Raw genomic sequence first — 14,053 nt, 5'->3', positions numbered from 1 at the left:
TAATCTTTACTCTGGTTCTCCCTAGGCAATTTAAAACCCGCCATGGATTAATTACCTACAATATAGACATGAAAAAGACAAAGGCATGATTTCCAATTAATTCATTATCATCAGGAAATCCTTAGATTAAAAATCCGGCCAGAAAAAATTATGGCCAAGTAATTCCAAATTTCAATGTAACAATTTTTTTTGCATTTTGAATGAAAGCAAGAACAACATTTAAGTAAATTTCTTAGAAACCCTTTATTTGAAACATCTGTATATCAAAAAATTACGTATCTTTAAGAGACCTGAAGGGTTGGTTAAGATTTGATTCCTGTAACCCCAACCTTAGAATTTAGTTTATCAATTATATATAATACCAATATAATAAAGGAGGGGATTGTGACTTTTTCCAACCACTTCTTCCATGCTGGATAAGGGACGACATGTTCTACCTAATCCGATTCCTAGGACGGTTGAAAAGGGCATGATATTTTACCTTATTAAAACTCATATGGTAATTTCAGTGCCACTAACCATCGAAAACATTTAAATGGACAATACTCCTAGGAAATTTAAAAATTTCATCCACCAGATCAGTGTTATTGCTATTAGCTTAGGAATATTAGTAATGATAGGATGGTTCTTGGATATATCTTTTTTAAAGAGTGTACTTCCGGGCTATGTTACAATGAAATTCAATACCGCACTTGGAATTGCTTTATCCGGGGCTTCGCTATATCTAGTAACTGAAATAAAATATGAAAATCGGCAACACTTTTCAAAGTTATTGGCATTTGCTGTTTTTGCAATTGGGGGATTAACATTACTTCAAGGAACATACTATATCCACATTGGATTAGATCAACTTTTTATAACCGATCTGGACGCTGCGGCTGCCAACAATCCCGTTCCAGGGAGAATGTCTCCATTATCGGCCATTTGTTTCTCTATGATGGGTTTCTCTTTGGTATTTATAAATAACCCGAATAGAAGCCTCCGCTTTATTGTCCAGGCTTTATTGAATCTGGTTACTATTTTATCGTTCATCGCCATTTTGGGATACCTATTCAATGTTCCTACCTCCTACAAACTTTCATTTCTAACATCCATGGCCCTCCATACTTCTTTGGCCTTTTTTATTATATCGATTGCCGCGTCCCTACTTAATCCGTCATTGGGAATAACCAGTTTATTTACTGGAAGTAAAATAGGCAACAAAATGGCTAGGATCCTTTATTTCCAATTAACGATTATGATACTGGCATTGGGCTTTCTCAGAATACTGACCCATCGTTTTAATTTAATATCGGTAGAGTTTGGAATCCTGTTATTTGCAATTTCATTTTTGCTAAGCAGCCTGTTTTTAATCTGGAGAACTTCAGGGATTCTTAATCGAATAGCACAGAAAAGATCGGAGGCAGAGGGAAGCCTTATGAAGGTAAGTTCGTTTTTGAATGCAACCCCGGACCCCATTGTCATTGTGAGTGAAAATGGAAAAATACAGGTAATCAATGAGCAGACCGAAAATGTTTTTAACTACAAAAAAGAGGAATTAATTGGTCAACCCATTGAAATACTACTACCGGGACGCTTTAAAATGGGCCACATAAGTCATCGAAAGCATTTTACCGATGCTCCTAAAGCAAGAACTATGGGTGCTGGCAAGCAACTGTTTGCTTTAAAAAAAGGAGGACAGGAAATACCTGTGGAAGTATCCTTAAACCCTGTAAAAATGGAAGGTGAAATATGGGTTTCTGCCGCCATCAGGGATATTACCCTACAACTAAAACTTCAACAGGAGGCCAAACAAAAGGATCAAGAGAAACTTAGGACCGAGGAAATACTGGACAAGGCCAATGAGGTGGCACGAATAGGTACATGGGAAATTGACATACAATCAGGGACAATTGTTTGGAGCAGGATTACCAGAGAAATTCATGAAGTGCCAGCAGACTACATTCCCGATATGACCACTGGAATCAATTTTTTCAAAGCCGGTGATAGCCGGAATAAAATACAGAAGGTAGTTGCAGAAGCAATGGAAAAAGGTACGCCCTATGACCTGGAATTGGAACTTGTAACCGGGAAGGGAAATACCATATGGGCACGTGCCATAGGCCAAACCGAATTTGTTGATGGAAAATGCAAAAGGCTCTATGGTGTTTTTCAAGATATTAACAAAATAAAGACAACGGAGAATACTTTAGCTAGGGCCAATGAAGAGTTGAAGGCTATATTCAACACAGGGTCAATTTCAATTATTGGAACCCATATCGATGGTGTTATTAGTCATTTCAATAGGGGTGCTGAGGAAATGTTGCAATATTCCGCCGAGGAAATGATCGGAAAAAAAACGCCATCAGCCATTCATCTCGAACAAGAAGTGATACAGCGCGGCGAGGAGCTATCTTCAAATTTGGGACGTAATATAACGGGATTTGATGTATTTGTGGAATTGGCCAACCAAGAGAACAATGAAACCCGGGAATGGACCTATATACGTAAAGACGGCTCAACTGTAACCGTACTCTTAAATGTAGCGGCATTAGGAAGCGCAAAAGATGGCGAAGTAACGGGATTCTTGGGGATAGCGATCGATATTAGTGAACGTATTGAAAGCCAACGTAAACTGGCAGAGGCCAAGGGAAGACTGGAAATTCTTGCCGAAAAACTAACTGCCCAAAATACACAATTGGCTAGTTTTGCACATATCACTTCCCACAACCTGCGTTCTCCAGTAGGCAATCTTAACGCACTATTACATTTTTACAAAACGTCCGAAAGTGATGAAGATAGAGAATTGCTATTTGAAAAATTCGAGGTTGTAATCCATCATCTTACTTCTACGTTGGATAGTTTGGTGGAGGCATTAAAAATTAGGGATGAAGCCAAAAAGGAAAAAGAGAACATTAAATTTGATGAAGTTCTCAAAAAGACGCAAGAGATAATCAGTGCCCAGATCATGGAAACAGGCGCAATAATCAAAGCAGATTTCTCCAAAGCCAATCAGATTATATATAATCGCAATTATATGGAAAGCATCTTCCTTAACCTGCTAACCAATGCCATAAAATACAAGGACCCGAAAAGAGTGCCCGAAATTGAAATCTGGACAAAAACAAAAAACAAAAGATTGTTTATGACAGTAAAGGATAACGGTTTGGGCATAGACCTTAAAAGGCATGGCAATAGATTATTCGGCCTTCATAAAACATTTCACCAACACAAGGATGCCAGAGGTATTGGGCTCTTCCTTACAAAGAACCACATTGAAACAATGGGCGGTACCATTACCGCGGAAAGTGAAGTAGGAAAAGGAACAACATTTACAATTAAATTTTAATATTATGACGAAACCGTTCATTATTTGCCTTATAGATGATGATGACATCTATAAATATACCATTACAAGAACCATTAAAACCCATAAACTAGCTAGAAAAATATTGATGTTTTCCAATGGTGAAGAAGCTTTGGAATTTATGATCGATAATGTTGGAAACAACCAGAAATTGCCTGACGTTATTTTTCTGGACATCAACATGCCCATATTGGATGGTTTTCAGTTCATGGAAGAATACGTAAAGATCAAACCTAGGGTAGGAAAGGAAGTTACCATTTACATGGTCAGTTCTTCGGTAGACCCAGTGGATTTGGCCCAAGCAAACCAAATTAGCGAGATATCCGATTACATAATTAAGCCCATTACCCCGGAACAACTCTCTGCCATAGTGGATACTCTGGAAGCAGAGGGGAAAATATAGATTTAGGGAATTTGGTATATTAGGGGCATCATTAAAAACAATGAGCCAATACTATTCCGTATAAAAGCAAACATAAACCCCTATGACCATATTTGATTCCCGTATATTTTTCACAGCCCTGGTTATAAATCTCATGTATACCACTGCCTTGGTATCCCAAGCAAAACAGATGGAGGATCGTCCCCCCAACATTGTCTGGATTACCTCCGAGGATAATTCCAAGCACTACCTCGACCTCTTTGACGACAATGGTGTTCCCACCCCCCATATTCAATCCCTTGCGGAAAAGGGTTTAATCTTTAATCGCGCATTTTCAAATGCACCGGTTTGCAGTGTCGCCAGGTCGGCCATCATCACTGGTTGTTACGGTCCCCGTATTGGGACCCAATTCCATAGGAAAATGGTGATGGTCCCTATGCCCGATTCCCTAAAGATGTTTCCGGCATATTTAAGGCAGGTAGGTTATTACACTACCAACAATAGTAAGGAAGACTACAATATTAGGAAAAGGGATGGAGTTTGGGACGAATCCTCAAAGAAGGCCAGTTGGAGGAATAGGAATGAAAATCAGCCCTTTTTCCACGTTTTCAATATCGGGGTTTCCCATGAGTCGAGCATGCACTTTACCCATGAGGATATGGACGACACATTGCCTGAAACGGACCAAAATTCATTCAAAGTTGAGCCCAAACACCCCGATACTGAACTATTTAAATACACCAACGCCCTGTACCGGGATAAAATTAGGGAGATGGATCGGCAGGTTGGAACAGTTATCAATGAACTAAGGGCTGATGGCAGGTTGGACGATACCTTTATTTTTTACTTTGGCGATCATGGAGGGGTTTTGCCAGGAAGCAAGGGATACCTATACGAAACTGGACTCCACGTTCCAATGGTAGTCCACGTTCCCGAAAAATATAAACATCTCGTAAATAAACCCGTTGGCAGTACCGTAAACGATTTTATAAGCTTTATCGACTTGGCACCAACAGTCTTAAACCTAGCAGGGGTTACAAAGCCAAAAGGAATGGATGGAAAGGCATTTTTAGGCCCTGACAACAGTAACCCAGAGGTGCATGCCCCTGATGAGACCTATAGCTATGCGGATAGGTTTGATGAGAAATACGATATGGTGAGGGCCGTTCGAAAAGGAAAGTACAAATATATTAGAAACTATCAGCCCTTTAATTTTGATGGCCTAATGAACAACTACCGTTACAAGCAATTGGCCTACCAAGAATGGAAAGCACTCTATGACAAAGGAGAACTGAACAAAACACAATCGGCCTTCTTTGAAGCCCGCCCCTGTGAAATGCTTTTCAATATAGATGAAGACCCCTATGAAACAAAAAATCTGGCCAATGACCCAGCCTACAAAACTACTTTAATAGACTTGAGAAACAGGCTAAATACTTGGGTAAAAGGAATGCCCGACCTCTCTTTTTACCCTGAACATGTCCTTATAGATAAAGCTTTTGAGAACCCAGTGGCGTTTGGCCAAAAACACAAAGAGGAAATTATAAAATATATTGAAATTGCCAACCTGGGCCTTTTAAACTTTAAGGAGGCCAAAAATTCATTGGCAGCAGCCTTGGATTCTTCGGATCCATGGGAACGATATTGGGCCATCATTGTCTGCAGTACCTTTGGAGAACAGGCTATGGCCATGGGGGCCAAAATCAAATCGATCACAACCAAGGACCCAGAGCTTATAAACAGGGTACGTGCGGCAGAATTTATGGCAATTATGAAACAATCGGATCCATCGGCAGTGATGACCAATGCCTTGTACAAATCCGATAAGCCGAGTGAAGCCCTTCTTATTTTAAATTCTGTGGTCTTAATGAATTCCAGTAACTACAATTATACTTTTGATATCGACTTGAACAAAATTTCAAAAGTAGTTGCGGAAGATTCGGAAGTAAAGCTCAGATTGAAATACCTGAATATTATTTAGTACAGCCCATAATCAATATAGAAGCCTATAAATCCCAAATAGAAGAAAAAAATAGTCTCTCTTTCAAGGTTTTGCAATTGCCCTAAACGCAGCCAAGGGACAACTTACTGTGGTCATATACAAAGGGTTTTGTCTGTGTCCGGAAGGATGAAAACATTCATAGGGAGCTCCGTATTCCAAACCTTTTCTAAAATCGTTTTCACGCAAATCATCTATGAATTCTTTGGCTAATTTCTGCGCAAGTTTAAAATTGGTTTTAGCTATGGCATAACATACCCATCCCGTTGGTGTTCCCCAATATGCTCCATTCTGGTATGTATTTTTCTGCGCCAATGAAAATTCCCAAGCTGTAGACTCGCTAAAATCATCCGTGGTTAATATGTGCCTAATATTGCCTTTATAGGACAAATGACCATTCTCGTAGGCTTTGGACAAAAAGCGGCTAGTTCTTTCGGTATTTTCCTTACTTAAGATATCGTAATAAATAGCCAAGGCAGTAGACCAAACATCTGCTTGATTACCTTTTCCAGTGGATGCTTTAAGCATGCCCCTTTCATCCATAAAAACTAACGGCAATGCTCCCTTGATCTTAGAAGCGATTAAACTGTATTTATCCGCTTTGGTCTTATTTTCCAATTTTTCAAACAATTCGGCAAGCTCCATAGCCGCCCTAAATTTTAATATGGATGGATAGCAAAGATCTCCTGTAATGGTCATGACATCCCTAAAACCAAAATCGATACCCCTAAAATGTTCCGTGGTAGTCACAATATGATTATCCAATCCTGATGGAGGCACATTAAATGCAATTTCTAGTCGGTCTATGAGCCTAGTACCGTTTATTTCCTGATTTAAAATAGATAGGTCTTTTGTAGTCTTCACATAATAATGGACCATATGAACAAACAGGAACTGATCACCATAGGGCGGAGTCCTACCAAATTGAGGAGTTCCCTGTTCCTCGAAGCTATAGGTCCCCGGAAAGTAAATAGGCAGACTGTCATCCATACGTATGTGATCCGCAATTGCCCCTAAGGGGATTAATGAACCATTTTTGGTAATCCATGTTTTATCGGCCTGAGTTGCCGCCGTTAGTATTAACATATTCCTTTGCTCGTCCCCTGTTATATACCCGGATTCCAACGACATGGCATAATCACGTATCCAAAAAGCAGGATAACTACCCCTTCCCCCAGGTTTAACCAAGATTGACCCAGTATTGTTATTACCCATTTGATCCGCAACCTTCTGTCCTGGATAAATACGGGAACTATCAATAATGGTTGCCGTAAGGCTTTCAAGAAATTGAAAATCCTTACCACTTAAAATAGGGTTCTTTGGTGTAATTACAGATTGCCCATAACCAGATACCACAACGGCAATCAAGAATAGGTTTATTACCGATTTCTTTAGAAAATTCATTTTATGTTTCAAATTTAACATACCGCCTCCTTGCAATATTGGGGCACTTCTAAAATACAATTTAATACTGGAAAAAGTCCCTAACCTAAAAGACGGATATAAGTATCTAAATATAAGATAGTTAAAACCCAATACAGCTTTATTGGAATAAGGAAAATTATTAATTTTAAACAAGTTATTCAGACGGTCAAAAAATATTAGCAAGAAATTCCTGTAACTAATACACAACAAAGTCAACCAATATCAAACGAAAGATCCAAAATATCACATTAATCAATTTAAAGAAATAGCTATGCAAACAATATTGGGGGCTGGAGGGGCAATTGGTATTGAACTGGCCAAGGCCTTAACCCAATATACCAGTAAAATAAGGTTGGTAAGCAGAAATCCCAAAAAGGTGAATAAATCCGATCAACTAGTATATGCAGACTTATTGGATAGATCCAAAGTTTTTGAAGCAATACAGGGCTCCTCCATTGTTTATGTCACTGTTGGATTTCCATATAACCTTAAATTTTGGCAGCAGCATTGGCCGAAATTTATCAAAAATGTAATAGATGCCTGCATTGAATACAATTGTAAACTGGTATTTTTCGACAATATATACATGTACGATGCCAATTTTTTGGATGGAATGAATGAGGAAACACCCATTAATCCTCCAAGCAAGAAAGGTAAAATTCGTACAGAGGTAGCGGCAATGATTATGGACAAGGTCAAGGAAGGTCGCCTTGAAGCCTTGATTGCCCGATCTGCCGATTTTTATGGCCCCAGTATTAAATATTCGAGCATGTTGACAGAGATGGTTTTTAAACCTCTAAGTAATGGGAAAAAAGCGAATTGGCTATCTTCAGTAAATTTCAAACACTCCTTTACCTATACACCGGACGCTGGTAGAGCCACCGCCTTACTTGGTAATTCGGCAAAGGCCTACAATCAGGTCTGGCATTTACCTACCGCGAAAAATCCGTATACAGGAAGGGAGTGGATAACAATCATTGCCAGTGAAATGGGGATAAAGCCCAGGTTTCAGGTTGCCAGCAGGCTAATGTTAAAAATAATGGGCCTCTTTGTATCGCTCATGCGGGAATTACCTGAAATGATGTATCAGTACGACCGGGATTATGTTTTTAATTCGGATAAATTTGACAGGCATTTTGATTTTAGGACCACTCCCTATTTGGAAGGAATTAAAGAAATCATTAAATCCGATTATTAAAAGGAATTTTCATATATCATTTGAGCTTTATACTTTTTAGTAAGCTTGAGTGATGAATAACAACAATGCCATTCTCTTTTTAATTTTGCCCCTTATTCATTAACGCTTAGAGAATGGCATCTTTGCCCTACAAAATTTAGTTTTCGAACTTATTTTCCAAGAATGGCCTATGTCCCTGGCAAGATAGCTTGTGGAACTATATTCTTGACGGGCTTTATGCTCTTTAAATAGGCGAAAATTGCTTTTAGGTCCTCGTCTGGCAGTTTGGAATATCCTTCCCATGGCATTGGGGGCAATAGTGGCCTACTATTATCGAGACCCTTATATTTTCCAGATTTTATGGCCTTTATAAATTGTGCTTCGGACCAAAATCCAATACCTGTAGCATCCGGGGTTAAATTGGCTGCAAAGGAGGTGCCCCAAGGTCCAATAGTAGCTGTTCCATTCATATTGAACAGTACATAGCCCCCAACCGATTGGGGATCATAGCCAGGTAAAACTTCGCCGGAATCATGACCCGACAAAAATCTGTTGGGATCGGGGATGGGGCCTCTTTCGGTCATAACTTTTGGGGAATGGCAATCATTACACCCCAAGGTCGTTACCAAAAATTCCCCCCGTTCTATCTGGTCGCCAGAGTTGGGCAGATCTGCTTTCGCAACTTCCTTTTGCTTTGGTGAGCCACATGCACTTATCAAAAGACCGGTGATGGCCAGTGCCAAAAATGTTTTTTTCATAAACTTTTAATTTAAATTTTACTTTATGGATATAAGAACATTTAGTTTCAATCACATACCCATAAAAACACAGGCCGGAGATTAAAACATACTTGACAAAGGAAGGCAGAAAGTACAATGCCGTCAATCACATGATTATGTGAAAAATATACCACCAAAGACCGCATGCCCGTAAAAGCGTACCATCTTATAATATGCAGTGGAAGTATTGAAAAATGGTTTTATCGTCACCATTAAAAAGTATCGGCCATCCAATCCCAATTATGATAAAGGAAAAGCCTAATAATAAATTTGACTATCTTACAATATCAATCCAAAACCAATACCTATGAAGCCAAGCAAAACCTTTCTCCAAGGCAATTTCAAAGGCCTGCAGCACCTTGGGCTGCCGGTTTCAAACCTGCAGGCTTCCTTGGAATTTTACAAATCCCTCGGTTTTAAAAGAATTATGTCCTCTCATGTAGATATTCCTACAGAAAATGACAGCATTCTGGTGGCCATGATGGAGCAGAAAGGCGTAATTATTGAACTATACCAGGTTACCAAAAACGAAATGTTGGAACTAAAATCGAGAAAAGATGGGCATGTAGATCATATTGCCTTTGATGTGGCCGATGTTGAAAAGGCTTTTAAGGAACTATCGGAAGCAGGATTTACCATAATAGAGGAGAAACCGGTATTTCTTAATTTCTGGGAAAACGGTTGCAAGTATTTTGCTATACGTGGACTGGATGGGGAAAAACTGGAATTCAACCAAATTATATAAAAACACCCAACTCAATCCACAATCAAGAACAAAAATCCGTTGGCCCTTTGCCAAAAAATCAATTGTCTAAAATTCCTGACTCCAAATGGTGAACTATTCGTACCGGCACAAATAAGAGGTTTGCCCAACCGACTTCACTTTAAATGAAGTATTGGCCCCCACTTTGAACGAAGTACCCGCCTTAAAGGATTTCCATTCCGATTCACCTGGCAACAAAGCTATTAATTCACCCTCTATCACAATCATAGTTTCCTTGGCCGAGGTACCAAATTCATACTCACCCGGCTCCATCACCCCAATGGTAGACTTCCCGGTAGCCGAAGTGTAACCAAGGGATTTTACGGTTCCATCAAAATATTCATTATTCGAGATCATCAATTTACTTTTATAAAATAGCCAGCAAATATAAAGAAAGGAAAATCGGAATACCTCCCTCCCCATTACTTTTAACCAACAATAAACAACCCTTAGGTCTACGACAATCCAAGGTTAAAGTCTCTACGCTACTGTCCAAAAACAAATTAACAGTGTCCACTTATAAAAGAAACAAAGGAATGACAGTATTTTTTCGATATATTTTTTGCCCTTTTGGAGGTAAAATAGAATCTATTTTCTTTACTTGCCAATGGTCCTAGGAGACTTTGGAGTATATTTAAAATAATTTAAATAGGTTGGGAATAATGAGAAAAATAAATGTAATCCTTTTCTTTTTGGTTTTATTTTCCTGGGAAGGAAGAACCCAAAATAGGATGGCCGATCCTTTGGATTATCTAAAGGAAATCAAAGAAGATCTTGGCATAAAATGGCCCCATAACCGCACCATAAATTTGGTCTTTCACGGGCATTCCGTTCCAGCAGGGTATTTTAAGACTCCTATTGTCAATACCTTGGACTCCTACCCTTACCAAGTATTGAAATTACTCAAAGAACAATATCCCTTTGCGGTCATCAACATTATCAATACTTCCATAGGTGGCGAGAATTCAGTTAGCGGTTCGGAACGGTTTGAATCGGAGGTATTAATCCATAAGCCAGATGTTCTCTTCATAGATTATGCCTTAAACGATATTGGAGTAGGCCTTGAGAAATCCTATGAAGCTTGGAACAAAATGATTAAAAAGGCCATGAATCTGAAAATCAAAATAATTCTTTTAACCCCTTCCCCCGACCAAAGGGTAAATATTTTGGAAGTGGACAATGTATTGGAACAGTACAAAAATCAGATTCAACTCTTGGCCAAAGAGAACCGGGTTGGACTCGTGGACAGTTACACTTTATTCAAAGAAAAGGTTTTGGCCGGAGATAGCATTCCAAAGTTTATGTCCCAGGTAAATCATCCAAATGCAGAAGGGCATAAACTCATTGCAGAAGAAATAATCACATATTTCCAATGACCCAAAAGGGCCACTACAGAACATTTTAAAGGAATAGCGTACAAAATAATACTACATCAACTATAAAGATAGAGTCGACTAACAATAAAATTATTGAAGGAAATGACCGATAAACGAAATACATCATTGGAAATAAACAAAGAACAGTTTAAAACAATCGGTTATCAGTTAATAGATAAGATAGCCGAATTCTTGGACACAATAGATGAAAAACCGGTTACCCCGGGGGAAGGGTCACAAGAATTGCAAAAAATATTAGGAAGATCATCCCTCCCCGAGAATGGAAGTCCAACGGAAGATATTGTTTCGAATGCAGCAGCACTGTTGATGGACCATTCCCTACTCAACGGTCATCCAAAATTCATGGGCTACATTACCTCATCCCCTGCCCCTATTGGCATGCTTGCCGATTTATTGGCTGCTTCGGTAAACTCTAATGTGGGCGCACATATACTGAGCCCCATGGCGACAGAAATAGAAAAGCAAACCGTACAATGGCTGGCAGAATTTATTGGGGTCTCCCCAGACTATGGTGGAATATTGGTAAGTGGTGGCAATATGGCCAATTTCACTGCTTTTTTAGCAGCGCGTACCGCTAAGGCCCCAAAAACCATTAAGGAAGACGGACTTAGCTCCACTTCAAAAAAGCTGCTGATCTATTGTTCAAAAACTACCCATACCTGGGTAGAAAAGGCCGCCATTCTTTTTGGTCACGGGTCTAAATCCACCAGGTGGATCCCAACGGACTCTACAAACAAAATGGATAATATGCTCTTGGAACAAGCCATAAAAAATGATCTGGATGAAGGTCATCAACCATTTATGGTGGTTGGAACGGCCGGCGATGTGAGTACGGGAACTGTAGACAATTTAAATGGCATTGCATCCATATGCAAGACCTATGATCTATGGTTCCATATAGATGGGGCCTATGGTATACCTGCTGCTATTGATCCAGAATTAAAGCAAATGTTCATGGGAATTAAAGAGGCAGATTCCATTGCACTAGATCCGCACAAATGGCTCTATAGCCCGTTGGAAGCAGGATGTACGTTGGTAAAGAACCCCAAACACCTTACAGACACCTATAGTTCCCACCCCGAATATTATAATTTTAGTAAAAATGATCATGGGCCAGCTTTGAATTTTTACGAATATGGCCTACAGAATTCACGTGGATTTAGAGCTCTTAAAGTATGGATGGCCTTAAGGCAGATAGGTAGAAATGGTTATTTGAAAACCATCAGGGAAGATATGGAATTATCCAAACTACTGTTCCTATTGGCTGAAAATCATTCCGAATTGGAAGCTATCACCCAAAGCTTGAGCATAACTACCTTGAGGTATGTTCCAGAGGGTTATGGTGACAAAACCGATAAGAACGAAACCTATTTAAACACCTTGAATGAAGCTCTCTTGGATGAGCTACAACAGGCCGGCAAGGTTTTCCTATCAAATGCCATAGTACATCATAAATACTGCCTAAGGGGATGTATCGTCAACTTTAGGACCTCTAAAAAAGATATTGAGGAAATCATTGAAATAATAGTTAGGGAAGGAAAAAGAATGCATCAAAAACTAAGGACCAAATAAGTTGAAACCGAGAATCAATGGGTTTATATCCCTACCCCATTGCATCAAATTATAACGAACCAAATTAAACCCGCATTCAATCTGCATAAAAAAACTTGCTAAATGACAGCTAAAGACAGCCACATCAACTATGTAGAATTTAAGGCTAAAGACTTGGAAGAAATTAAGAAGTTCTATAAATCCTCCTTTAATTGGAGCTTTACCGACTATGGCCCCACCTATATTGCTTTTTCCAATAGTGGATTGGAAGGAGGCTTTGAAAAGACCGAGGAACCGATAACAAATGGGGTGTTGGTAATTTTATATCACCGCGATCTAAACGCAATAAAAAATGTAATAGAGAAAAGTGGGGGCGAAATTTCCAAAGATATATTTTCCTTTCCCGGTGGACGCAGATTCCAGTTTAAAGACCCTTCCGGCAATGAACTTGCTGTTTGGTCGGATCAAGTAAAATAAAAGGTATTAAACCTCAAGGCAGGCCTGCCTTTGTCGGCAGACAGGCCCTGAACCCAATAATAGGAATCGACCCTAGGGTCGAGGTATTGAACCTAGATCCCGCCAAAAAAGGCGGGATTAGTTCAACTTGCAATTTTAAGTGCGTCTTACCGACTTCTCAAAATTGAGTTTCACTAATAAAAATTCATCCTCATATATAATTAATAATTATACCTTGGACAAATACCGTTATACATAGTATTTCGTATATTAAAATAAACACCACTCTAAAAATCAATTTTTAACCTAACATTTCAATCTATGGGGTTTTATCAATTTAAGAGAACACAGGAAATAAAAACCTCAGTCGATGAAATATGGAAATTTATTTCAGACCCTAGCAATTTAAAGCTAATTACACCGGATTATATGGGGTTTGATATTACTTCAGAAGATATTCCCTCCCAAATGTACGAAGGGATGATCATTAGCTATAAAGTTTCACCTTTGCTTGGCATTAAAACCACCTGGGTAACTGAAATTACCCATTTAAAGAAAAATAGCTATTTCGTAGACGAGCAGCGGGTAGGGCCCTATAGGATTTGGCACCATCAACATATTGTCAAACCCATTACCAACGGGACCTTAATGACCGATATTGTGAGCTACCAACCACCTCTAGGTTTTTTGGGAAGTATCGCCAATGAACTAATTATAAAAGGAAAGCTACAGGAGATATTTGAGTATAGAACCAACGCTTTGGAAGAAATATTTTAAG

General features: G+C 39.1%; 12 protein-coding genes. 9 read left to right on the top strand and 3 right to left on the bottom strand.

Annotation, left to right across the window (positions count from 1 at the left end):
* Positions 1-535: 535 nt before the first annotated feature.
* The 3 genes from C7972_RS03115 (at position 536) to C7972_RS03105 (ending at position 5,709) form a co-directional block, all read left to right on the top strand.
* Positions 536-3,328, top strand: coding sequence for a PAS domain S-box protein (locus C7972_RS03115; protein WP_110354717.1), 2,793 nt, complete (start codon positions 536-538; stop codon positions 3,326-3,328).
* A gap of 4 nt (positions 3,329-3,332) precedes the next feature.
* Positions 3,333-3,749: a response regulator gene (locus tag C7972_RS03110; protein ID WP_110354716.1), complete on the top strand. Its 417-nt coding sequence runs from the start codon at positions 3,333-3,335 to the stop codon at positions 3,747-3,749.
* Positions 3,750-3,831: 82 nt separating this feature from the next.
* Positions 3,832-5,709 (top strand): sulfatase, encoded by a 1,878-nt coding sequence (locus tag C7972_RS03105; protein WP_258364757.1) that lies wholly within the window; start codon positions 3,832-3,834, stop codon positions 5,707-5,709.
* A gap of 63 nt (positions 5,710-5,772) precedes the next feature.
* Here C7972_RS03105 and C7972_RS03100 read toward each other — a convergent pair whose 3' ends face one another.
* The gene (locus C7972_RS03100; protein WP_146216255.1) at positions 5,773-7,131 is read right to left on the bottom strand and encodes a hypothetical protein; all 1,359 of its coding nucleotides are present in this window, start codon (positions 7,129-7,131) and stop codon (positions 5,773-5,775) included.
* Between the two features lie 292 nt (positions 7,132-7,423).
* Between C7972_RS03100 and C7972_RS03095 the strand changes: the two genes are divergently transcribed.
* The gene (locus tag C7972_RS03095) at positions 7,424-8,350 is read left to right on the top strand and encodes an NAD-dependent epimerase/dehydratase family protein (protein WP_110354714.1); all 927 of its coding nucleotides are present in this window, start codon (positions 7,424-7,426) and stop codon (positions 8,348-8,350) included.
* 167 nt (positions 8,351-8,517) lie between these two features.
* Here C7972_RS03095 and C7972_RS03090 read toward each other — a convergent pair whose 3' ends face one another.
* Positions 8,518-9,087, bottom strand: coding sequence for a c-type cytochrome (locus C7972_RS03090; protein ID WP_110354713.1), 570 nt, complete (start codon positions 9,085-9,087; stop codon positions 8,518-8,520).
* Between the two features lie 328 nt (positions 9,088-9,415).
* Here C7972_RS03090 and C7972_RS03085 point away from each other — a divergent pair, with 328 nt between their 5' ends.
* Positions 9,416-9,853, top strand: a complete 438-nt coding sequence (locus C7972_RS03085) for a VOC family protein (protein WP_110354712.1) — start codon at positions 9,416-9,418, stop codon at positions 9,851-9,853.
* Positions 9,854-9,946: 93 nt separating this feature from the next.
* Here C7972_RS03085 and C7972_RS03080 read toward each other — a convergent pair whose 3' ends face one another.
* On the bottom strand, positions 9,947-10,228 hold the full coding sequence (locus tag C7972_RS03080; protein WP_110354817.1) for a pyrimidine/purine nucleoside phosphorylase: 282 nt from the start codon (positions 10,226-10,228) through the stop codon (positions 9,947-9,949).
* Between the two features lie 305 nt (positions 10,229-10,533).
* On the opposite strand from C7972_RS03080, the gene C7972_RS03075 reads away from it, so the two are divergent.
* The 4 genes from C7972_RS03075 (at position 10,534) to C7972_RS03060 (ending at position 14,052) form a co-directional block, all read left to right on the top strand.
* Positions 10,534-11,247 (top strand): GDSL-type esterase/lipase family protein, encoded by a 714-nt coding sequence (locus C7972_RS03075; protein WP_110354711.1) that lies wholly within the window; start codon positions 10,534-10,536, stop codon positions 11,245-11,247.
* 102 nt (positions 11,248-11,349) lie between these two features.
* Positions 11,350-12,840, top strand: coding sequence for a pyridoxal-dependent decarboxylase (locus tag C7972_RS03070; protein WP_110354710.1), 1,491 nt, complete (start codon positions 11,350-11,352; stop codon positions 12,838-12,840).
* Positions 12,841-12,942: 102 nt separating this feature from the next.
* Complete coding sequence (locus C7972_RS03065) at positions 12,943-13,296, top strand: VOC family protein (RefSeq protein ID WP_110354709.1); 354 nt, start codon at positions 12,943-12,945, stop codon at positions 13,294-13,296.
* A gap of 300 nt (positions 13,297-13,596) precedes the next feature.
* Entirely contained in the window at positions 13,597-14,052 is a 456-nt protein-coding gene (locus C7972_RS03060) for an SRPBCC family protein (protein ID WP_110354708.1), read from the top strand.
* Position 14,053: the final 1 nt, after the last annotated feature.

The sequence above is a fragment of the Arenibacter sp. ARW7G5Y1 genome (assembly GCF_003201775.1).
Lineage (GTDB): Bacteria > Bacteroidota > Bacteroidia > Flavobacteriales > Flavobacteriaceae > Arenibacter.
The sequence above is the reverse complement of the archived record's forward strand: the minus strand, read 5'-3'. Positions and strand labels throughout refer to the sequence as shown.

What these genes read in the sequence shown, in the direction of transcription:
- C7972_RS03115 (WP_110354717.1), top strand. Translation starts at nt 536, where the DNA reads ATGGACAATACTCCTAGGAAATTTAAAAATTTCATCCACCAGATCAGT.
- C7972_RS03110 (WP_110354716.1), top strand. Translation starts at nt 3,333, where the DNA reads ATGACGAAACCGTTCATTATTTGCCTTATAGATGATGATGACATCTAT.
- C7972_RS03105 (WP_258364757.1), top strand. Translation starts at nt 3,832, where the DNA reads ATGACCATATTTGATTCCCGTATATTTTTCACAGCCCTGGTTATAAAT.
- C7972_RS03100 (WP_146216255.1), bottom strand. Translation starts at nt 7,131, where the DNA reads ATGAATTTTCTAAAGAAATCGGTAATAAACCTATTCTTGATTGCCGTT.
- C7972_RS03095 (WP_110354714.1), top strand. Translation starts at nt 7,424, where the DNA reads ATGCAAACAATATTGGGGGCTGGAGGGGCAATTGGTATTGAACTGGCC.
- C7972_RS03090 (WP_110354713.1), bottom strand. Translation starts at nt 9,087, where the DNA reads ATGAAAAAAACATTTTTGGCACTGGCCATCACCGGTCTTTTGATAAGT.
- C7972_RS03085 (WP_110354712.1), top strand. Translation starts at nt 9,416, where the DNA reads ATGAAGCCAAGCAAAACCTTTCTCCAAGGCAATTTCAAAGGCCTGCAG.
- C7972_RS03080 (WP_110354817.1), bottom strand. Translation starts at nt 10,228, where the DNA reads ATGATCTCGAATAATGAATATTTTGATGGAACCGTAAAATCCCTTGGT.
- C7972_RS03075 (WP_110354711.1), top strand. Translation starts at nt 10,534, where the DNA reads ATGAGAAAAATAAATGTAATCCTTTTCTTTTTGGTTTTATTTTCCTGG.
- C7972_RS03070 (WP_110354710.1), top strand. Translation starts at nt 11,350, where the DNA reads ATGACCGATAAACGAAATACATCATTGGAAATAAACAAAGAACAGTTT.
- C7972_RS03065 (WP_110354709.1), top strand. Translation starts at nt 12,943, where the DNA reads ATGACAGCTAAAGACAGCCACATCAACTATGTAGAATTTAAGGCTAAA.
- C7972_RS03060 (WP_110354708.1), top strand. Translation starts at nt 13,597, where the DNA reads ATGGGGTTTTATCAATTTAAGAGAACACAGGAAATAAAAACCTCAGTC.